This is a genomic window from Amycolatopsis lexingtonensis, assembly GCF_014873755.1.
In the GTDB taxonomy this organism is placed as follows: Bacteria; Actinomycetota; Actinomycetes; order Mycobacteriales; family Pseudonocardiaceae; genus Amycolatopsis; species Amycolatopsis lexingtonensis.
The window spans coordinates 10,060,314-10,083,986 of record NZ_JADBEG010000001.1 but is presented as its reverse complement, the minus strand read 5'-3'; the positions used below and the strand labels follow the sequence as shown (position 1 = coordinate 10,083,986).

Below are 23,673 nucleotides of genomic sequence, written 5' to 3'. Positions count from 1 at the left end.
CCTTTTTTGGCCCTACAACCCCTAATGATGCCCCTTAAAGGGGCCCCTACACAGGGAAAACCCGCCCCCTTGCCGGGGACGGGTTTCCGTTTTCGGAATTGCTTCTACAATTTCCCGAGGTCATTGTTGATGAATTCGAGAAGCGCGTCGTCGTCGGCGAATTCGAGACCGTTCGCCGGTGCCGGGACGGCCGCCGGTTCGGCGTACCGGCTCAGCAGGGCCTGCAGCCGCACGGTCAGCTCGCCGCGCGTCAGCCGGTCGGGTTCGCCGCCGGCCAGCGCCGTCTCCAGCCGCTCGAGCTCGGCCAGCACGCTCGGGGTGCCGTCGCCCAGCTCCGCCCGCAGGTGCTCGGCGAGCGCGGTCGCGTTGGGGTGGTTGAACACCAGCGTGGCGGGCAGTTCGAGGCCGGTCTCCGCGGCGAGCCTGCCCCGCAGTTCGACAGCGGTGAGCGAGTCGAACCCGAGTTCGATGAAGGCCCGCTTGGGGTCGACGGCGGCGGTCGTGGCGTGGCCGAGAACGTGCGCGGCCTCGGTCCGGATCAGGCCGACCAGTTCGGCGAGCTGATCGGCCGGCGCGAGCCCGGCGAGCTTCGCCCGGAAGCCCTCCCCCTGGTCGACGGTCGACGGCGGCTCGTCGACCCGCGCCTCGGGCAGGTCGGCGAGCAGGCGGCTCGAGCGTGTGGCGGTGAAGGCCGGGACGAACTTCGCCCAGTCGACGTCCGCGACGACGACGTTCTCGTTCCCGGCCCGCCGCAGCGCGGCGATCGCTTTCTCCGGCGCGAGGGTCGCCAGGCCGCGTCGCCGCAAGTGCTCTTGCGCGGCGGGGTCGGCGGCCATCCCGCCCTCGGCCCAGGGGCCCCAGGCGACGGAGGTGGCCACCCGGTTCCGCGCCCGGCGCTGGTTGGCGAGAGCGTCGAGTTCGGCGTTCGCGGCGGCGTAGGCGGTTTGGCCGCCGCTGCCCCAGACCCCGGCGATGGACGAGAAGAGCACGAACGCTTCGAGGTCGTCGCCGAGGAGTTCGTCGAGGTGCCGGGCGCCGGCGACCTTGGCTTCCCGGATCCGGTGGAAGTCGGCGTCGGCGAGGTCGGCGAAGGCGGTGGCTTGCCCGGCACCGGCCGCGTGCACGACGGCGGTGATCTTCGGCAGCTGCTCGAGGGTCCTGGCCAGGTCGGCCCGGTTGCCGACGTCGCAGGCGAGGATGGTCGCGCTCAGTTCGTCGGCGAGCGCTTCGGCACCGGGTGCGGCGAGGCCGCTCCGGCTCAAGAGGACCAGGTGTTCGGCCCCGGCTCGGGCGGCCCAGCGGGCCACGGCCGTTCCCAGTGCGCCGGTGCCGCCTGTGATGAGGACGGTCCCGCGAGGTGTCCACGACGGCGCCGGGGTGGGCAGCGGGGCGCGGACCAGGCGACGGGCGAAGACACCGGTGGGGCGGAGTGCGAGCTGGTCCTCGCCGGTCGAGCCGGTGATGATTCCCCACAGACGGGCGACCTGCTGCTCGTCGGGAACCGGCGGCACGTCGACCAGGCCACCCCAGCGGTCCGGGGTCTCCAAGGCCAGCGCTCGCCCGAAGCCCCAGAGTGCGGCCAGGGCGGGGTCGCCGGGGACGTCGTCGCCGGTGGCCTCGACCGCGCCGAGGGTCACGCACCACAACGGCGTTGCGACGTCGGACCTGGCCAGTGTCGTGGCGGTGCCGAGGGCGTCGTCACCCGGGGCCGCGATCAGGATCACCCCGTCGGCCCCGCCGATCTCCTCCGGCTCGACGACCGGGACGCCCAGCGCGTCCGCCCAGCGGCGGGCCGCGCCGGGAGCGGCCACGGCCACGTGATTTCCCGGCGTCGCCGGGGCCGGGTCCGCGGCCGGGACCCACGTCACGCGGTAGCGCCAGGAGTCCGTCTCCGCGGTCTCGGTCCGCTCCCGGCGCCACGACGCCAGTGCCGGCAGCACCTTCGCGACGTCCGATTCCGGCACCCCGGTCTCGGCCGACAGAACGGCCGCGTCCGCGCGGTCGACCGCCGCCCAGAACCGGGCGTCGACCTCGCCGCCGACGGGACGCGGGGCCGGGGCGGGCCAGAACCGTTCGCGCTGGAAAGCGTACGTGGGCAAGGGAATCCGGTGCCCGGGTAGCGCGGTCCAGTCCACCGGCACGCCGGCGGTGTGCAGCCCGGCCAGCGCGGTGAAGAACGTCCGCGTTTCCTCGCGGTCCCGCCGCAGCGCCGCCACGGCCGTGCCCGGAACCATCGCGCTGAGCACGCCGTCGGGTCCCAGCTCCAGGAACACGCCCACACCGGCGGCTTCCAACGTCGAGATGCCGTCGGCGAACCGGACCGCCTCCCGCACGTGCCGCACCCAGTAGTCCGCAGTGAACGACTCAGCAAGAGCACCGCTCACATTCGAGATCACCGGTATCGTCGCAGCGCGGTGCTCCAGGGACTCGGCGACCGCACGAAACTCGTCCAGCATCGGGTCCATCAACGGCGAGTGGAACGCGTGGCTCACCGTCAGGCGCTTGGTCTTCGGGAACTGCGCCGCGATGGCTAGGACCGCGGCTTCCTCGCCGGAGATGACCACCGACTCCGGGCCGTTGACCGCCGCGATCGAGACACCCTCGGTCAGGACGATCTCGGACTCAGGGGCGGCGATGGAGACCATTGCGCCGCCTGCGGGAAGAGCCTGCATCAACGACGCACGGGCGCTCACCAGTCGACAAGCGTCCACAAGGGACAGCACGCCGGCGACGTGGGCGGCCGAGATTTCGCCGATCGAGTGCCCCGCCACGAAGTCCGGGCTGATACCGAAGGACTCGACCAATCGGAACAGAGCCACCTCGACCGCGAACAACGCGGGCTGGGTGAACTCCGTGCGGTCGAGCAGATCAGGATCGGCGAGGGCATCGCGCAGCTCGGGGCCGAAGTGGGCGAGGACAGCGTCGAACGCTTCGGCGTAGACGGGGAAGCGTTCGTAGAGACCGCGGCCCATCCCGACCCGCTGCGCGCCCTGACCGGTGAACAACACAGCGAACGGGCCCGGCGCAGCGTCCCCGCGTACGACGGAAGGATCCGACACACCGTCCGCCAACGCGGTCAGCCCGCGGACCAGCTCAGCGTCGTCGGCGGCGAGCACGGCCGCCCGCCGCGGCAAGGCCGCACGGCCGGTCGCCAAGGAAAAGGCCAGATCCGGCAGTGCGCCGCGTTCGGCGGCGAGCAACCGGCGAGCCTGGGCACGCACGCCCGCCTCGGTCCGCGCCGAAACCACCACCGGCAGCACCCCGACCGGCGCGGTGTCGTGGACGACCGCCTCCTCGGGCGCCTGCTCGAGGATCGTGTGCGCGTTCGTCCCCGAGATCCCGAACGACGAAACACCCGCCCGCCGCGGCCGGTCCGACGGCCACTTCCGCGACTCGGTCAGCAGTTCCACCGCGCCGGCCGTCCAGTCCACATGGGACGAAGGCACGTCGACGTGCAACGTCTGCGGCAGCACACCGTGGCGCATCGCCATGACCATCTTGATGATCCCGGCGACACCCGCGGCGGCCTGCGTGTGCCCAAGATTGGACTTCACCGATCCCAACCACAGGGGCTCGTCGCGCTCGACGCCGTAAGTCGCCAACAACGCCTGTGCTTCGATCGGGTCGCCCAGTTTCGTGCCGGTGCCGTGCGCTTCGACAGCGTCCACTTCGGACGCGGCCAGTCCGGCATCCGCTAGCGCAGCCCGGATCACTCGTTGCTGCGACGGGCCGTTCGGCGCCGTCAAGCCGTTCGACGCACCATCCGAATTGACCGCCGAACCCCGCACCACGGCCAAGATCTCGTGCCCGTTGCGCCGTGCGTCCGACAACCGCTCCACCAGCAACAGGCCGACGCCCTCACCCCAGCCGGTGCCGTCAGCGCCGTCGGCGAACGCCTTGATGCGGCCGTCCGGGGCCAAGCCGCCCTGCCGGTCGAACTCCACGAAGGCGCCCGGGGTCGACATCACCGTGACGCCGCCCGCGATGGCCATCGAGCATTCGCCCGCCCGCAGCGCCTGCCGCGCCCAGTGCACCGCCACCAGCGACGACGAGCACGCCGTGTCCACGGTGACCGCCGGGCCCTCCAGTCCGAACGAATACGCGATCCGGCCGGAGACGACCGCTGCCGCGTTGCCCGTGCCGACGTAGCCGGCGACCTCGTCGCCCGCGTCGGTGAGCAGGGCCGGGTAGTCCTGGCCGTTGGTGCCGGCGAAGACGCCGATCCGTTCGCCGCGCAGCGAACGCGGGTCGAGGCCGGCGCGCTCGAACAGCTCCCACGACGTTTCCAGCAGCAGCCGCTGCTGCGGGTCCATGGCGAGGGCCTCGCGGGGCGAGATGCCGAAGAGTTCGGCGTCGAAGTCCGCGGCCCCGTCGAGGAATCCGCCCGGCCGGACGGCGGCGAGACCACTCGGCCACCCGCGGTCGGCAGGCGGCGCGGACAGCGCGTCGGCACCGCGCGCGACGAGGTCCCAGAGGTCTTCCGGCGACCGGACTTCGCCCGGGAACCGGCACGCCATCGCCACGATCGCGATCGGCTCGTCGTCGCCCGCGGCGCCAGCGGTCGAAGTGCTCAGTTCGGGAGCCGAACCGGCGAGCAGGCCGTGCAGGTGCCTGGCGAGCGTCGCCGGGTCCGGGTGGTCGTAGGTCAGGGTGGCGGGCAGGTCGAGCCCGGTGGCGGCGCGCAGCCGGTTGCGGAGTTCGACCGCCGACAACGACGTGAAGCCGAGGTCGCTGAACGCGCGGTCGCGGTCGATCGCCGCAGCCGAAGCGTGGCCCAACACCGCGGCGACGTGCTCGCGGACGAGGTTCAGCACGCCGACGGCGGTGAATTCGAGGACGACGGGGGCCTCGGCGGGCGGCGCCAGCTCGGCGAGCAGCGGGCTCGGCCGGGCCGCGGTGAACGCCGCGCCGAACACCGGCCAGTCGACGTCGGCGATCGCCACCGCCGTGTCGCCGGCGGCCAGTGCGCCGCCGAGCGCGGTGAGCGCGAGGTCCGGGTCGAGCGGGCGGAGGCCCGCCGCGCCGAGGCGGGCGGTGACGCCGTCGTCCGCCATCCCGCCGCCCGCCCACGGTCCCCAGGCCACGGCCAGTGCGGGCCGCCCCGCGGCGCGGCGCGTCTCGGCCAGCGCGTCGAGCCGGGCGTTGGCCGCGGCGTACCCGGCCTGCCCGGCCGCGCCGAGGGTGCCGGCGAGCCCGGAGAACAGCACGAAGGCGTCGAGGTCGTGGGTCAGTTCGTCGAGGTGGCGCGCGCCGTCGACCTTGGCCGCCTCGACCCGCGCGAGGCGCTCCGGGGTCAGCGTGTCGAGGACGCCGTCGTCGAGCACGCCCGCGGTGTGCACCACCGCGCGGAGATCGGGGATCCGCGCGAGGAGCGCGGCCACGGCGTCCCGATCGGCGACGTCGCAGGCTTCGACGGTCGTCGCGGTGCCGGCCGCGGTCAGCTCGGCGGCCAGTTCGGCCGCGCCCGGGGCGTCGGGGCCGCGGCGGGAGGTCAGGACGAGCCGCTCGGCGCCGTTCGCCGCCGCCCACCGGGCGACGCGGGCGCCGAGCGCGCCGGTACCGCCGGTGACGAGGACCGTGCCACGCCACCGCCAGTTCGGCGCGCCTCCGGCCGGGGCGGGCACGAGCCGCCGCCCGAAGACGCCGGACGCGCGGATGGACACCTGGTCTTCGTCGCCACCAAGCACGGCGATGAGCCGTTCGGCGGCGCGTTCGTCCAGTTCGGCGGGGAGTTCGACGAGGCCGCCCCAGCGCTCGGGCACCTCCAGTGCAGCGCTGCGGCCGAGCCCCCAGATCCCGGCTTGGTCCGGTGTCGCGGTGGTCAGGCACCACAGCGGTGCGGGGATTCCGGCGTCGCCGAGGGCTTGGAGGAGGGCCGTGGTCGTGGCGACGTCGCCGCCGACGGACAGCACGCCGGTCCAGTCCCCACCGGCCTCGCGCAGCTGTTCGGCCAGCGCGGCGCGGGACTCCCCCGCGGTGGTCAGTGGCACGACGCCGGTGAGCAGGACGCCCAGCCGGGCGGCGGTTTCGTCGCCCGCCGGGGCGACCAGCAGCCACCGCCCCGGCGTTCCGGGGCCGGGGGTGATCGGGGTCCACTCAGCGCGGTACCGCCAGTTCGCGATCACGCGGTCTCGGCGGCTGCGGTGCCGCCAGGCGGACAGCGCCGGTCGGACGGCCTCCGCGAGGTCCTGCTCGAGGCCGAGCGCGACGGCGAGGTCGCCCGTATCCGCACTCTCGACCGCCGCCCAGAACGCTTTGTCCTCAGTGGACACGTCGGCCGCACCGGTGAGCCAGTAGTGCTGACGCTGGAAGGCGTAGGTCGGCAGCTCGGCGCGCGCTTCGGCGGGCAGGAACGAGGTCCAGTCGACGTCGACCCCGTGGGCGTGAACAGTGCCCAACGCGGAGAGCAGTGCTCTCTCTTCAGAGCGATCTCGTCGTAGAGCACTGATCGCGGTTCCGTCGATCATCGCGCTGAGCACGCCGTCGGGCCCCAGCTCCAGGAACACGCCCACACCGGCGGCTTCCAACGTCGAGATGCCGTCGGCAAACCGGACCGCCTCGCGGACGTGCCGCACCCAGTAGTGCGCCGTGAACGGCTCCGCGAGAGCACCGCTCACATTCGAGATCACCGGTATCTCTGCGGAGCGGTGCTCCAGGGACTCGGCGACGGCGCGGAAGTCCTCGAGCATCGGGTCCATCAGCGGTGAGTGGAAGGCGTGGCTGACGGTGAGGCGCTTGGTTTTGGGGAACTGCGCTGCGACGGCCAGGACCGCGGCCTCCTCGCCGGAGATGACCACCGACTCCGGGCCGTTCACCGCGGCGACAGAGACGCCCTCGGTCAGGGTGATGGCCGACTCCGGGGCGGCGATGGACACCATCGCGCCGCCGGACGGAAGAGCCTGCATCAGGGAGGCTCGCGCGGAGACCAGGCGGCAAGCGTCTTCGAGGGACAGGACTCCGGCTACGTGGGCGGCGGAGATTTCACCGATCGAGTGCCCGGCCACGAAAGCCGGGCGGATGCCGAACGACTCGACCAGACGGAAGAGCGCTACCTCGACCGCGAACAGCGCGGGCTGGGTGTACTCGGTCCGGTCCAGCAGCTCGGGGTCGGTGAAGGCCTCCCGGAGCTTCGGGTCGAAGTGGGTGAGGATCTCGTCGAAAGCCGCGGCGTAGGTCGGGAAGCGCTCGTAGAGTTCCTGACCCATACCGACCCGCTGCGCGCCCTGGCCGGTGAACAACACCGCCAGCTCCCCCGGCACGACACTGCCGCGCACCGAGTTCGGAGCACTCCCACCGGCCGCGAGGGCTTCGAGTCCGGCCCGCATTTCCGCAGCCGAAGCACCGAACACAACAGCCCGGTCCTCGAAAGCCGTGCGGCCGGTCAGCAGTGCCGCCCCCACGTCCGGCAGGCCGGCGTCCGCGAAAGGCACCAACGCCGCAGCCTGCGCACGCAAGGCATCCGAGCCACGGGCCGAGACCAGCCACGGGACCGGGCCGGTCACCTCGGTCGGGGTCGGCTCGGCGGGCTCCACTCCTTCCAGGATCACGTGGGCGTTGGTGCCGGAGATCCCGAACGACGACACCGCGGCCCGGCGCGGACGATCGGAAGGCCACTCGCGAGCCGACGTGAGCAGTTGTACCGCGCCGGCAGACCAGTCCACTTGGGACGACGGCTCGTCGGCGTGCAACGTGCGCGGCAGCACGCCGTGCCGCATCGCCATCACCATCTTGATCACGCCCGCGACACCGGACGCCGACTGCGTGTGCCCGATGTTCGACTTCACCGAACCCAGCCAGAGCGGCGTTTCCCGCTCCTGGCCGTAGGTTTCGAGCAGCGCCTGCGCTTCGATCGGATCCCCGAGCGAGGTGCCCGTGCCGTGGGCTTCGACGACGTCGACGTCCGATGTGGACAGCCGCGCCGCCGCAAGGGCGGCGGTGATCACCCGGCGCTGGGAGGGGCCGTTGGGGGCGGTGAGGCCGTTCGACGCACCGTCGGAGTTCACTGCCGAGCCGCGCAAGACCGCCAGGACCGGGTGGCCGAGGCGCCGCGCGTCCGACAGGCGCTCGACCAGCAGCATGCCGACGCCCTCGGCCCAGCCGGTGCCGTCGGCCGCGTCGGAGAACGCCTTGCAGCGCCCGTCGGCCGCGAGACCGCCCTGCCGGTCGAACTCGGCGAACGTGCCCGGGGTGGCCATCACCGTGACACCACCGGCGATCGCCAGCGTGCATTCCCCGCGCCGCAACGCCTGTGCGGCGAGGTGGAGGGCGACCAGCGACGACGAGCACGCCGAGTCGATCGTGACCGACGGGCCTTCCAACCCGAGGTGGTAGGACAGCCGGCCGGACAGAACGCTGCCCGCGGTTCCGGTGAGCAGGTAGCCCGCGACCTCCTCGTCGCCGCCCGCGTCACCGCCGTAGCCGGACGCGGCCCCGCCGACGAATACCCCGGTACTGCTGCGCTTCAACGACTTCGGCGCGATCCCGGCCCGTTCCAACAGCTCCCACGACGTCTCCAGCAAAAGCCGCTGCTGGGGGTCCATGGCGAGGGCCTCGCGGGGCGAGATGCCGAAGAACCCGGCGTCGAATTCGGCGGCGCCGTAAAGGAATCCACCCTGGAACGAACCGGCCGGCCAGCCGCGGTCGGCCGGGAAGCCGCCGATCGCGTCGGTGCCGGATTCGACCAGCTGCCACAGGTCCTCGGGCGAGCCGACGCCGCCGGGGTAGCGGCAGCTCATGGCCACGATCGCGATGGGCTCCCGGTCCCGGGCCTCGACGTCGGCGAGCCGGTCGCGGGTGTCCTTCAGATCGGCCGTGACGAACTTGAGGTAGTCACGGAGTTTCTGCTCGTTGGCCATGGCCGCCCCACTGTCTTTCACGAAGTCCGGAAGGTGCTGTCGATGAAGTCGAAGAGCTCGTCGTCGCTGGCGTCGCCGAGGTCGGTGCCGCCCTGGTCACCGTCCAGCTCGCTCCAGCGCGCGAGGAAACCCTTCAGGCGCGCGGTGATCTCGCCGCGCGCGGAGATCCCGGCCAGGTCCGCCTCGGTGACGGTCTCGAACGCGGCTTCGAGCCGGTCGAGCTCGTCGAGGAGCCGGACACCGGTCGGCTCGCCGCCGCCGAGCCGCCGGTCCAGCTCCTCGGCCAGGTCGGCCGCGGTCGGGTGGTCGAAGGCCAGCGACGCCGGCAGGCTCAGCCCGGTCCCGGCCGCGAGCCGGTTGCGCAGCTCGACCGCCATCAGCGAGTCGAAACCGAGCTCCTTGAAGGCGCGCTCGGGGCCGATCGCCTGCGCCGTGTGCCCGAGCACGCCCGCGACCTGGTCCAAGACCAGCGCGAGGAGCGCCTTCGGCCGGTCCTCAGTGGACAGCGAAGCGAATCCGGTCTCCTCGGGCTCGGCCTCGGTCAGCGCGGCCCGCACCGCCGGGAGGTCGGTCAGCACCGGCCGTGGCCGGGCCGCGGTGAACACGGGCGCGAACCGGGCCCAGTCGACGTCGGCGACCACGACGGCGGTGTCGTCGGCGGCGAGCGCCCGGCGGAAGGCCGTGACGCCGAGCGCGGGGTCCATCGGCGGGAGGCCGCGCCCGCGCAGCATCCGCACCGCGTCGTCGTCGGCCGCCATTCCGGACTCGGCCCACGGGCCCCAGGCGATCGCGGTCGCGGTGAGCCCGCGGCCACGGCGTTCTTCGGCGAGCGCGTCGAGGAACGCGTTCGCCGCGCCGTAAACCGCCTGCTCGCCGCTGCCCCACACGCCGGAGATCGAGGAGAACAGGACGAACGCGTCCAGGTCGTGGTCGCGGGTCAGCTCGTCGAGGTGCCGGGCGCCGGCCACCTTCCCGGCCAGCACCGCGGTCACCTCCTCGGGCGTGATCGCCGGGATCGGGCCGTTCTGTCCGGTACCGGCGGCGTGCACCACCGCGGTCAGCGGCAGGTCCGCCGGGATGGCCGCGATGACCTTTTCGAGGGCGTTCCGGTCGGCCGCGTCGCAGGCGGCGAGGGTGACGCGGACGCCGAGGGCGGACAGTTCCGAGGCCAGCTCGGCCGCGCCCGGCGCCTTCGCACCGCGGCGGCCGGTGAGGACGAGGTGTTCGACCCCGGTGGCGGCGAGTTCGCGGGCGACGGCCGCGCCGAGCGCGCCGGTGCCGCCGGTGACCAGGACCGTGCCGCGCGGGCGCCAGTCCCGAGCCGCGCCGGCCGGGGCGGGTGCGAGCCGCCGGGCGAAGACGCCGTCCGGGCGGATGGCGACTTCGTCCTCGGTGCCGTCGGCGAGCACGGCCGCGAGCCGGGCGCCGGCCGCCGCGTCGAGCGTCTCGGGCAGGTCGGCGAGGCCGCCCCAACCGGACGGCAGTTCCAGGGCCGCGATCCGGCCGAAGCCCCAGGTCGTCGCCTGGGCGGGCCGGGTCACGTCCTGGACCGCGCCTTGGGTGAGGCACCACAAGCGGGCCGGGATGCCGGAGTCGGTGAACGCCTGGGTCAGCGCCAGGTTGGCGGCGAGCCCGGCTTCGGCGTCGCCGTCGATGGCCAGCAGCGACACGACTCCTTCGATATCGGCGTGGTCGCGCAGCAGCGTGGTCAGCGCGGCCCGGTCACGGTGACCGGACTCGACCACGGGCTCGGCGCCGTGCGCGGCCAGCGCCTGCGCCACCTCGTCGGCCGGACCGTCCGTGCCGAGGACGAGCCAGCGGCCGGTCAGTCGTCCGGTGGTCTCGGTCAGCGGGCGCCAGGTGACGCGGTAGCGCCAAGCGTCCACGGTGGACGACGACCGCCAGCGGTCGAGCGCCGCCATGGCGTGGTCGTCGAGGGCGAGGTCGCCCGCGTCGACCGCGGCCCAGAACCGGCTGTCCCCTTCGGCCGGCGGCGCGGGCTCGAGCCAGAACCGCGACCGCTGGAAGGCGTAGGTCGGCAACGCGGTCCTCCGGGCGCCGTCGAGCAACGCGGCGACGTCGAGCGGGAAGCCCGCGACCCGCAGCCGGGCGAACGCGGTGAGCACTGCTCTCGTTTCGTCCTCACCGTCTCGCAGCGTCGGCACCGAAGGGAGATCAGTGCTCTCGGCCGCCATCGCGGACAGCACGCCGTCGGGGCCGAGTTCGAGGAACGTGCTCGCGCCCAGCTCCGCCAGAGTCTTCACGGCGTCGCCGAACCGGACGGCTTCCCGCACGTGCCGCACCCAGTACTCCGCGGTGTACGGCTCGGCGAGAGCACCGCTCACATTCGAGATCACCGGTGTCGTCGCAGAGCGGTAGGTGAGGGATTCGGCGACCGCGCGGAAGTCCTCGAGCATCGGGTCCATCAGCGGCGAGTGGAAGGCGTGGCTGACGCGCAGCCGCTTGGTCTTGACCCCGCGTCCGGCGAACTCCGCGGCGAGGGCGAGCACGGCGGTCTCTTCACCCGAGACAACTGTGCTGCGAGGACCGTTGACCGCCGCGATGCCGACGCCTTCGCCGGGCAGCTCGGCCCGGACGTCGGCCTCGGGCGCGCCGATCGCGACCATCGCGCCGCCCTCGGGCAGCGCCTGCATCAAGCTCGCGCGGGCGGAAACCAACGCGCAGGCGTCGGGCAGCGACAGCACGCCGGCGACGTGCGCGGCGGCGAGTTCGCCGATCGAGTGCCCGGCCACGAAGTCCGGGCGGACGCCCCAGGACTCGACGAGACGGAACAGCGCGACTTCGAGGGCGAAGATCGCGGGCTGGGCGTAGCCGGTGCGGTCGAGCAGATCCGTGTCGATGACCTCGTGCAGCGGCCGGTCGGTGTCCAGGAGTGCGGAGATCTCGTCGAAGGCTGCCGCGAAGACCGGGAACCGCGCGTACAGCCCGCGGCCCATCCCGGCCCGTTGCGCGCCTTGGCCGGTGAAGAGCACGGCCAGCCGGCCGGGGTTCCCGCTGCCGGTGAGCGCGCCCGGATCGCCGCCGGCGATCGCGGCCAGCCCGGCGAGGAGTTCGACGCCGGTCTCGCCGACGATCGCGGCCCGGCACCCGAGGTCGGCGCGGGTGGTGGCCAGGCTCAGCGCCACGTCGGCGGGCACTTCCTCGCCGAGGAACTCGTGCAGCCGGGCGGCTTGCGCCCGCAGGGCCGCCGGGCTCTTCGCCGACAGCACCCACGGCACCGGCCCGGAGTGCCCCAATGTGGCGTTCGGTGCGTCCAGCGCACCCAATGTGGCGTTCGGTGCGTCAGACGCAACCAACGCCACATTGGGGCGCTCGGGTGCCTGCTCGAGGATCGCGTGCGCGTTCGTACCCGAGATTCCGAACGACGACACCCCGGCCCGCAGGGGGCGATCGGCGGTCCACTCACGCGACTCCGTCAGCAGCTCGACCGCACCCGCCGTCCAGTCCACATGGGACGAGGGCGCGTCGACGTGCAACGTCCGCGGCAGCACACCGTGGCGCATCGCCATCACCATCTTGATGATCCCGGCGACCCCGGCAGCGGCCTGCGTGTGCCCCAGGTTGGACTTCACCGACCCCAAGTACAACGGCGTCGAGCGGTCCTGGCCGTAGGTCGCCAGCAACGCCTGCGCTTCGATGGGGTCGCCCAGTTTCGTTCCGGTGCCGTGCGCTTCGACAGCGTCCACTTCGGACGCAGAAAGCCCGGCGTCCGCGAGAGCAGCACGGATCACCCGCTGCTGCGAAGGACCGTTCGGCGCCGTCAAGCCATTAGACGCACCATCCGAATTCACTGCCGAACCCCGCACCACGGCCAAGACCTCATGCCCGTTGCGCCGCGCGTCCGACAACCGCTCCACCAGCAGCAAACCAACGCCCTCGGCCATGCTCGTGCCGTCCGCGCCCTCGGCGAACGCCTTGACGCGGCCGTCCTCGGCCAAGCCGCGCTGCTGGCTGAACGCGAGCAGGACGCCGGGGGCCGGCATGATCGTGACGCCCCCGGCGAGTGCCAGGTCGCATTCGCCGCGCCGCAGTGCCTGCACCGCCAGGTGCAACGCCACCAGCGACGACGAACACGCCGTGTCCACCGTCAGCGAGGGGCCCTCCAGCCCGAACACGTACGACAACCGGCCCGACGCCACCGACGACGTCCCGCCGGTCATCAGGTGTCCTTCGAGGCCGTCGGTTGCCGCGCCCGCGCCGTAGCCGGACGTGGCCGCGCCGACGAACACGCCGGTTCGGCTGCCGCGCGCCGACGTCGGGTCGATGCCCGCGCGTTCGAACGCCTCCCAGGTCGCTTCGAGCAGGAGCCGCTGCTGCGGGTCCATGGTCAGCGCCTCGCGTGGCGCGATCTCGAACAGCTCCGGGTCGAAGCGGTCGGCGCCCGCCACGAAACCGCCGTTGCGCGTGTAGATGCGGCCCGGGGTGCCGGGTTCCGGGTGGTAGAGCCCGTCGAGGTCCCAGCCGCGGTCGGTGGGAAACGGCGTGATCGCGTCGACGCCACCGGCCACCAGGGACCACAGGTCCTCGGGCGAGGCAACGGATCCCGGGTAGCGGCAGCTCATCGCCACGATGACGACCGGGTCGTCGCCGACCGGCGCGGTCACGACCTTTGTGGACGGTTCCGCGGTGCCGCCGAACAGCTCGGTCCGCAGCAGCGCCACGAGCGCCGCCGGGGCCGGGTGGTCGAAGACCAGCGTCGCCGGGAGCCGCAGGCCGGTCGCGGCGCCGAGGCGGTTGCGCAGCTCGACGGCGGTCAGCGAATCGAAGCCGAGTTCGGCGAACGAACGGCCGGGCTCGATCTCGTCGGCGGTGTCGTGCCCGAGCACCGCGGCGACGTGATCGCGGACCAGCTCCAGGAGCCGCCGGTCGCGCTCGGCGGCGGGCAGCGGCTGCAGCCGAGCGGCCAGTCCGCCTTCGCTCGTCGTGGCGGCGGTGGCGGCCCGGCGGGTGGCGCGGACGAGTCCGCGCAGCAACGGCGGCACCGGGCCGCTTGCCGCCGAGAGGTCGAGCCGGGCCGGGATCGCGAGGGTTTCGCCGCGGGCGACGGCCGCGTCGAACAGGGCCAACCCTTCGGCGTCGGACAAGCCGGTCATGCCGCCGCGAGACATCCGGGCCAGGTCGGCGGCGCCGAGGTGGCCGGTCATGCCGCTCGCCTCCGCCCACAGGCCCCAGGCGAGGGAGACGCCCGGCAGGCCGAGCGCGCGGCGGTGCGCGGCCAGTGCGTCGAGCGCGGTGTTGGCGGCCGCGTAGTTGCTCTGCCCGGCCGTGCCGAACACGCCCGCGGCGGCCGAGAACAGCACGAACAGCGCGAGATCCCGGTCCCGCGTCAGCTCGTGCAGGTTGACGGCGGCGTCGACCTTGGGCCGCAGCACGTTTTCGAGCTGTTTCGCGTCTAGGCCGGTGAGCAGGCCGTCGGCCAGGACGCCCGCGGTGTGCACGACGCCGGTCAGCGGGACGTCGGCCAGCAGCTCGGCCAGTGCGTCGCGGTCGGCGGCGTCGCACGCGGCGATCGTCACCTCGGCGCCCAGCGCGGTCAGGTCGCTCGCCAGCTCGGCGGCACCCGGCGCGTCCGGGCCGCGGCGGCTGACCAGCAGCAGCCGCCGGACGCCGTGCGCGGTCACCAGGTGCCGGGCGATCCGGGCGCCGAGCGTGCCGGTGCCGCCGGTGACGAGCACAGTCCCGTCCGGGTCGAGGCGCCGCGGCATCGTGACGACGTTCTTGCCGACGTGCCGGGCCTGGCTGATGAACCGGAACGCCTCCGGCACCTGCCGCAGATCCCAGGTCCGGCGCGGCAGCGGGGTGAGCGCGCCGGCTTCGAACAGCCCGGCCAGTTCGCGCAGGATCTCCTGCAGGCGTTCGGGTCCGGCTTCGATCAGGTCGAAGGCCCGGTAGTGGACGCCCTCGTGGGCACGGGCGACTTCGGCGGCGTCGCGGACGTCGGCCTTGCCCATCTCGACGAACCGGCCGCCGCGCGGCAGCAGCCGCAGGGAGGCGTCGACGAACTCGCCCGCGAGGGCGTCGAGCACGACGTCGACCCCGCGGCCGTCGGTCGCCGCGCGGAAGTGGTCCTCGAAGGACAGTGACCGTGAGTCTCCGATGTGGACAGTGTCGAGCCCCAGTTCCCGGAGCACGTCGTGCTTTCCGGCGCTCGCGGTGGCGAACACCTCGGCGCCGTGGTGCCGGGCGAGCTGAACCGCGGCCATGCCGACCCCGCCGGCGGCCGCATGCACGAGCACGGACTGGCCCGCGCGCAGGCCGCCGAGATCGAACAGTCCATAGTAGGCAGTGGCGAAAGCGACGGGCACCGACGCGGCTTCGGCGAAGCCCCAGCCGTCCGGCATCGGAGTCACCAGCCGGTGGTCAGTGACCGCGACCGGGCCGAGGGCACCGGTGAACAGGCCGGTCACGCGGTCGCCGGCGGCCAGCCCGCGCACCCGCTCCCCCGTCTCGAGGACGACGCCGGCGGCCTCGCCGCCCATCAGCGCCTGTCCCGGGTACATCCCGAGCGTGATCAGGACGTCGCGGAAGTTCAGCCCGGCCGCGCGAACCTCGACGCGGATCTCGTCGGGCCCCAGCTCCGCTTCGGCTTCGGGGGCCGGGAGCGGCGCGAGGCCGTCGAGGGTGCCGGTGCCGGTCGTGCCCACCCGCCAGGAACCCTTGCCGGGCATGGTCAGTTCGGTCGCCGGACGGGCCAGCCGCGGGGCGAGCAGCGTTCCCGCACGGGCGGCGAGCTGCGGTTCGCCGGAAGCCAGCGCGGTGCCGATGGCGGCAGCCGGATCGGACCGCTCGTCGACGTCGAGGAGCACGAACCGGCCGGGGTTTTCCGACTGGGCCGAGCGGATCAGCCCCCAGGCCGGGGCCTGGGCCAGGCCGGGCACCGGGTCGCCGGGCAGCGCGGCGAGGGCGCCGGTGGTGAGCACGACCAGCCGGGCGGCGGCGAACCGCTCCTCCGCCAGCCACTCCTGCGCGGTCGCGAGGACGTGCGCGGCGACGGCGTGCGGGTCGGTACCGGTCACCGGCAGGACGACGGCGTCCGGCACCTCGACGAGGTCCGCCAAGGTTCCGGCCAGCCAAGCGAATCCGGGCCCTTCGCCGGTCGCGGTGACCGGCGTCCACTCGGTGCGAAAGAGAGCGTCCGGCACGTCGTCCACTGTGGACGCGACTTGGAACGCCAGCGAGCCGATGCTCGCCACCGGGTGGCCCGCCTGGTCGGTGGCCACGACCGACACCGCGTTCGGGCCCGCCTGGCGCAGCCGGACGCGCAGGGCGGTTGCCCCGGCGGCGAACACGCTGACGTCGGTGAAGGCGAACGGGAGCCGGACCTGGCCGTCGTCGGGGAAGAACCCGCCGAGGCCGAGCGCGTGCAGGGCGGCGTCGAGCAGGGCCGGGTGCACGGCGAACGCGTCGGTGGCGGGCAGCTCCACCTCGGCGAAGACGTCGCCGTCGAGCCGCCACGCCGCGCGCAGGCCGCGGAAGGCGGGCCCGTAGCGGTAACCGGCGTCGGCGAGCGCGGTGTAGTGGGCCCCGACGTCGAGGGACTCCGCGCCAGCGGGCGGCCACTCGGCGAGCGTTTCGGGCTCCGGCGCGCCGGGCGCGAGGACGCCTTGGGCGTGCCGAGTCCAGCGGGCGCCGGGCCGGTCCGGGCGGGAGCTGATGGTCAGGCCGCGACGGCCGTCCTCGTCCGGCGCCTCGACGACGACCTGAAGCTGGACTCCGCCGGTGGCGGGCACGGCGAGCGGCGCGCCGAGGGTGAGTTCTTCGACGGTGCCGCAGGCGGTGTGGTCACCGGCGTGGATCGCGAGTTCGGCGAACGCGGTGCCGGGCAGGAGGGCGGTGCCGAGGACTTCGTGGTCGGCGAGCCAGGGGTGCGTCTGCCGGGACAACCGTCCGGTGAGGACGGTCCGGTCTTCGTCGGCGAGGGTCACTGCGGCGCCGAGCAGCGGGTGCTCGACGGCACCGAGGCCGAGCCCGGCGGCGTCGCCGGTGCGGGTGGCCGGGCGGGGCCAGTACTGCTTGCGCTGGAAAGCATACGTCGGAAGGTCGACGACCTGAGCGTCCGGGAAGGCCGGAGTCCAATCTACCGCCACGCCATTGACGTGCGCCTCGGCGAGCGCGGTGTGGAAGCGGGCCAGCCCGCCGTCGTCACGGCGCAGACTTCCCAGCGCGACAACGTCTTCCCCGAGCGCCATCGTCAGCACCGGATGCGGCGACGCCTCGATGAACGTGCCGAAACCCTCGCTCTTGAGCCGCTCGACCGCGGTGTCGAGGCGGACCGTGCTGCGCAGGTTCGTGTACCAGTACTCTGCGTCGACTCGTTCGTTCCACTCGCCCGTCACCGTCGAGATGAACGCGATCTCGCCCGTGCGCGGAGAGATCGGGGCCAGCACGTCGAGGAGTTCGCCGCGCAGCTGCTCGACCTGCGCCGAATGGGAGGCGTAGTCGACCGGAACTCGCTTGGCGCGGATTCCGTCGGCTTCGCAAGACGCGATCAGGTCCTCGAGAGCCTGCGGTTCGCCGGAGACTACTACCGCGGCCGGGCCGTTGACCGCCGCGATCGACAGCCCGTCCGTGAGCCGCTGTTCGACGGTGGCGAGCGGTGCGGCCACCGAGACCATCCCGCCGCGTCCGGCCAGCGCCAGGATCGCCCTGCTGCGCAGGGTGACTACGCGAGCGCCGTCGTCCAGGGACAGCGCACCGGACACCACCGCGGCGGCGATCTCACCCTGCGAGTGGCCGACGACCGCGTCCGGCATCACACCGAACGAGCGCCACAGCTCAGCCAGGGAAACCATCACCGCGAAGAGCGCGGGCTGGACGACATCGACCCGGGTCAGCGCCTCGGGATCGGCCAACACCGCGCGGAGCCGCCAGTCCACGAAGGACTCCAGGGCGGCCGCGCATTCGTCGAGCCGAGCGGCGAACACGGGTGCGGAGTTCGCCAGTTCGAGAGCCATCCCGGCCCACTGCGAACCCTGGCCCGGGAACACCAGCGCGACTTTGCCGGGCGCCTCGGCCACGCCGGTGACGACGTTCGCCGCCGGGACGCCCTCGGCCAGCGCGGTCAACCCCTCGCCGAGGTCACCAACCACGACCGCGCGGTGCGGCAGCGAAGCCCGGGTGGTGACCAGGGAGAACCCGATGTCCACCGGACCACCGGCCACCCCGAGCAACGCCTGTGCCTGACCACGCAAGGCATCGGCCGAGCGGGCGGACAGCACCCACGGGACCGGTTCCGATGCGGTGCTCGGCGAGATTTCGGGCTGGGGAACGGCTTCCAGGACCGTGTGCGCGTTGGTGCCGCTCATGCCGAACGACGAGACCGCGGCCCGCAGCGGCCGGTCGGCCGTCCACTCGCGCGGCTCCGTCAGCAGCTCGACTGCACCCGCCGTCCAGTCCACATGGGACGAGGGCGCGTCGACGTGCAGCGTCCGCGGGAGGACGCCGTGGCGCATCGCCATGACCATCTTGATCACTCCGGCGACGCCCGCGGCCGCCTGGGTGTGGCCGATGTTGGACTTCACCGAGCCGAGCCACAACGGCGTCTCGCGGTCCTGGCCGTAGGTGGCCAGCAGGGCCTGGGCTTCGATCGGGTCACCGAGAGTGGTTCCGGTGCCGTGTGCTTCAACGGCGTCGACGTCCGAAGTGGACAAGCCCGCGTCGGCCAGTGCCGCGCGGATGACGCGCTGCTGGGCCGGGCCGTTGGGGGCGGTGAGGCCGTTGGACGCGCCGTCCTGGTTGACCGCCGAACCGCGGACCACGGCCAGCACGCGGTGGCCGTTGCGCTCGGCGTCCGACAGCCGCTCGAGCAGCAGCAGGCCCGCGCCTTCGCCCCAGGCCGTGCCGTCAGCGGCCTCGGCGAACGCCTTGCAGCGGCCGTCGGCGGCGAGGCCGCGCTGGCGGCTGAACTCGACGAACGTGCCCGGCGTGGCCATCACGGTGACGCCGCCCGCCAGCGCCATCGAGCACTCGCCCAGGCGCAGCGACTGGACGGCCAGGTGCAGCGCGACCAGCGAAGACGAGCACGCCGTGTCGACCGAGACCGCCGGGCCCTCCAAGCCGAAGGTGTAGGCCAGGCGGCCCGAGGCGACGCTCGCCGCGTTGCCGGTCGCGATGTGCCCTTCGAGGGCGTCGGCCGAGCCGAGCAGCAGCGTCGTGTAGTCGTGGCTGTTGGTGCCGGCGAACACGCCGGTCCGGCTGCCCCGCACCGAAGCCGGGTCGATGCCCGCGCGCTCGAACGCCTCCCACGTGAGCTCCAGCAGGAGGCGCTGCTGCGGGTCCATCGCGAGCGCCTCGCGCGGCGAGATGCCGAAGAACCCGGCGTCGAACGCCCCCGCGGCGTCGAGGAACGCGCCCTCGGTGACGCTCACCGAACCGAGCCGCGCGGGGTCGGCGTCGTACAGGTTCTCCAGGTCCCAGCCGCGGTCGGCCGGGAAGCCGGAGACCGCGTCCGCGCCGCCGGACACCAGGCGCCACAGGTCTTCCGGCGACGCGATGCCGCCCGCGTACCGGCAGCTCATCGCGACGATGGCGATCGGCTCGTCCGCCACCGCCGATACGGTCGCCGCGGTTTCGGTGCCGGCGTCACCGAGGACGCCGGCCCGCAGGTGACCGGCGAGCGCGGCCGGCGTCGGCCAGTCGTAGACGAGCGTCGCGGGCAGAGCGAGCCCGGTCTCCGCGCGCAGGGCGTCCCGCAGTTCGATCGCGGTCAGCGAGTCGAACCCGATTTCCTGGAAGGCGCGGTCCGGCGCGACGGCGGCCGCGCTCGGGTGCCCGAGCACCGCGGCGGCCTGGTCCCGGACGAGCTGCAGCAGCACCTCGTCGGCGACCGCCGGGGAGAGCCCGCGCAGCCGGCCGACGAGCCCGCCGGGCGCAGGGGCTTCGGGAGCTGCGGCGGGGATCCCGGTCAGCAGCGGGCTCGGCCGTCGCGAGGTGAAGGCGGCGGCGAACCGCGGCCAGTCGACGTCCGCGAAGGTGACGGTTGTGTCGCCGCCCGCGGCCCGCAGCATCGCCGTGACGGCCACGCCCGGGTCGAGGGCGCGGAGCCCGCGGCGGAGCAGGTAGTCCTCGGCGTCGTTGTCGGCGGCCATCCCGCCGTCGGCCCACGGGCCCCACGCGACCGCCGTGGCGGCGAGGCCGCGCGCGCGGCGGCCTTCGGCGAGCGCGTCGAGGAAAGCGTTTGCGGCGCCGTAGAGCGCCTGCTGCCCGCTGCCCCACACCCCGGCGATCGAGGAGAACAGGACGAACGCGTCGAGGTCGGCGTCGGCGAGGAGTTCGTCGAGGTGGCGGGCACCGATCGCCTTGGCGGCCCACAATTCGGCTACGGCCGAGCCGTCCACTTCGGACAAGGGCGCGGACCGGACGACACCGGCGGTGTGCACGACGGCGGTGAGCCCGGGACTGACCCGCTCGACCAGCTCGGCCAGGAACTCCCGGTCGGCGACGTCGCCGGCCGCGAACGTCACCCGTACTCCCAGCTCGGCCGCCAGCGCTTCGGCGCCCGGCGCGTCGGCACCGCGGCGGGAAACCAGCACCAGGTGGTCGACGCCGTCGCGGGCGAGGCGGCGGGCGACGTGCATGCCCAGCGCCCCGGTGCCGCCGGTGATGAGGACCGTGCCGCGCGGGGTCCACGCGGGGGCCGCGACCGGCTCGGCGGGCTCCAGCCGGCGCCCGAAGTCGCCCTCGGCGCGCAGGGCGACCTGGTCTTCGGCGCCGTTCAGGCGGGCGAAGAACCGTGCCGCGGTTCCGGCGTCCACTTCGGACGGCAGATCGAGCAGACCGCCCCAGCGGCCGGGCAGTTCGAGCGCGGCGGCGCGGCCGAGACCCCAGACGGCGGCCTGGTCGGCGTCCGGCGCGGGGTCGGTCCCGGTGGCGCGCACGGCTCCGGACGTCACGCACCACAGTGGAGCGTCGATCCCGGCGGCGCCGAGTTCGCCCAGGAGGTCGACGGTCCGCTCGAGCCCGGCGCCGCTGAACACGACGACCGGGTCGGCGTCGCCGAGCGAGCCGCCGAACCGGATGACCCGGCCGGGCCAGCTCTCGAGGACGGCTTCCAGCTGCGGAGACGGGTCGACGACGAGGCAGTCGCCGTCGGGCGCGGCCCCTTCGGCGGGATCCAGCGCGGTCCAGGTGACCCGGTAACGCCAGGCGTCCGCGGCCGTGGCCTCTTCACGGCGTTGGCGCACGGCGGCGAGGGCGGGCCGCAGGGTGTCTTCGGGGAGGCCGAGTTCGGCGGCGAGTGCAGGGACGTCCACGTCGGTTTGCGGAGCGGGCGTGGGCCAGAAGCGCTCGCGCTGGAACGGGTAGGTCGGCAGGTCGATCCGCGGGCCGGCGGGCAGGTAGGCGGCCCAGTCGACGGCGCCGCCGTGGACCCACACTCCGGCGAGGGCGGTGACCAGCGTCCGTTCCTCGTCGCGGTCGCGTCGCAGTGCCGGGAAGGAGCCTGGCACCATCGCGCTGAGCACGCCGTCCGGGCCAAGCTCCAGGAAGGTCTGGACGCCTTCGGCTTCGAGAGTGGCGATGCCGTCGGCGAACCGGACCGCCTCGCGGACGTGGCGCACCCAGTAGTCCGCGGTGAACAGCTCAGCGAGAGCACCGATCACATTCGAGATCACCGGAATCGTCGCGGAGCGGTACTCCAGGGACTCGGCGACCGCGCGGAACTCGTCCAGCATCGGGTCCATCAACGGCGAGTGGAACGCGTGACTGACGGTGAGGCGCTTCGTTTTCGGGAACTGCGCTGCGATCGCCAGGACCGCGGCTTCCTCGCCCGAGATGACCACCGACTCCGGGCCGTTGACCGCGGCGATCGACACACCCTCGGTCAGGGTGATGGCCGACTCGGGGGCGGCGATGGAGACCATCGCGCCGCCCGCGGGGAGGGCTTGCATGAGAGAGGCGCGGGCGGAGACCAGGCGGCACGCGTCTTCGAGGGACAGGACACCGGCGACGTGAGCAGCCGAGATCTCGCCGATCGAATGACCCGCCACGAAGTCCGGGCGGATGCCGAAGGACTCGACCAGGCGGAACAACGCCACCTCGACGGCGAACAACGCCGGCTGGGTGAACTCCGTGCGGTCCAGCAGCTCGGGGTCGGTGAAGGCCTCGCGGAGCTTCGGGTTGAAGTGGGTGAGGATCTCGTCGAAAGCGGCTGCATAGGTCGGGAAGCGGGCGTAGAGAGCCTCGCCCATGCCGACTCGCTGAGCGCCTTGGCCGGTGAACAGCACCGCCAGCCGGGCATCCTCGCGGACCTCGCCGGTGACCACCTTCGAGTCGATGAGGACGCTGCGGTGCTCGAACGCCGTCCGCGCGGTCGCCAACGTCCGGGCGACGTCCGCGGGGTCGGCCGTCACTCCGGCGAGCTGCGAAACCTGCGCCTGCAAGGCTTCCGGCGTCTTGGCCGACAGCACGAACGGCGTCAGCGTCCCGACCGGCGCCTCCGCCGGCACCGGCTCGGCGGGCGGGACGGCCTCGAGGATCGTGTGCGCGTTCGTGCCGCTGACGCCGAACGACGACACCGCGGCCCGCCGCGGCCGGTCGGCCGAAGGCCATTCGCGGGACTCGGTCAGCAGCTCGACCGCACCCACCGACCAGTCCACATGGGACGACGGGGCGTCCACATGCAACGTCCGCGGCAGCACCCCGTGCCGCATCGCCATCACCATCTTGATGATCCCGGCGACGCCCGCCGCCGCCTGGGTGTGCCCGATGTTCGACTTCACCGAGCCCAGCCACAACGGCGTCGTGCGGTCCTGACCGTACGTGGCCAGGAGCGCCTGGGCTTCGATCGGGTCGCCCAGCGTGGTTCCGGTGCCGTGCGCCTCGACGACGTCGATGTCCGAAGTGGACAACCGGGCGCTGTCGAGCGCCGCGCGGATCACCCGTTGCTGGGACGGGCCGTTCGGGGCGGTCAGGCCGTTGGACGCGCCGTCGGAGTTCACCGCCGAACCCCGGACCAGCGCCAGGACTTCGTGGCCGTGGCGCCGGGCGTCCGAAAGGCGCTCCACCAGGAGCATCCCGACGCCTTCGCCCCAGCCGGTGCCGTCGGCCGCCTCGGCGAACGCCTTGACGCGGCCGTCCGGGGCGAGCCCGCGCTGCTTGCTGAACTCGACGAACGTGCCCGGCGTGGCCATCACCGTCGCGCCGCCGGCCAGCGCCAGGTCGCACTCGCCCTGCCGCAGCGCCTGCACCGCGAGGTGCAGGGCGACCAGCGACGACGAGCACGCCGTGTCGACGGTCAGCGACGTGCCCTCGAACCCGAAAAGGTACGACAGCCGCCCGGAAACGACGCTCGCCGCGTTGCCGGTGCCGAGGTAGCCCTCGACGTCCTCGGCCGACGAACGCAGCAGCGTCAAGTAGTCCTGGCCGTTGGAGCCGACGAAGACGCCGGTTCGGCTGCCTCGCACCGAATCCGGGTCGATGCCCGCGCGCTCGAAGGCCTCCCAGGACGTCTCCAGCAGAAGCCGCTGCTGGGGGTCCATCGCCAGCGCCTCACGCGGTGAGATCCCGAAGAACCCGGCGTCGAAGAGGTCGGCGTCGTGCAGGAAAGCGCCTTCCCGCGCGTAGGTCGTGCCCGGGCGGCCGCCGGCGTCGTCGAACAGCGACGCGGTGTCCCAGCCGCGGTTGGCGGGGAACGCCGTGACGGCGTCGCCGCCGCGGGCCACCAGGTCCCACAGCCCTTCCGGCGAGCGCACGCCGCCGGGGAACCGGCAGGCCATCGCGACGATGGCGACCGGCTCGGTCGCGGCCTCGACGAGCTGCCGGTTCTGCCGCCGCAGCCGCTCGGCCTCCTTCACGGAGG

At 73.5% G+C, this 23,673-nt stretch carries 2 protein-coding genes; both read right to left on the bottom strand.

Annotated features, from left to right (window positions below):
• Window positions 1–104: 104 nt before the first annotated feature.
• Complete coding sequence (locus H4696_RS46575; RefSeq protein WP_192782915.1) at window positions 105–8,855, bottom strand: type I polyketide synthase; 8,751 nt, start codon at window positions 8,853–8,855, stop codon at window positions 105–107.
• A gap of 17 nt (window positions 8,856–8,872) precedes the next feature.
• Complete coding sequence (locus tag H4696_RS50545) at window positions 8,873–23,668, bottom strand: type I polyketide synthase (protein WP_476693093.1); 14,796 nt, start codon at window positions 23,666–23,668, stop codon at window positions 8,873–8,875.
• Window positions 23,669–23,673 lie beyond the last annotated feature (5 nt).

Bases quoted from the DNA above. Each gene is read 5' to 3' on its own strand.
- H4696_RS46575 (WP_192782915.1), bottom strand. From the start codon at position 8,855: ATGGCCAACGAGCAGAAACTCCGTGACTACCTCAAGTTCGTCACGGCC.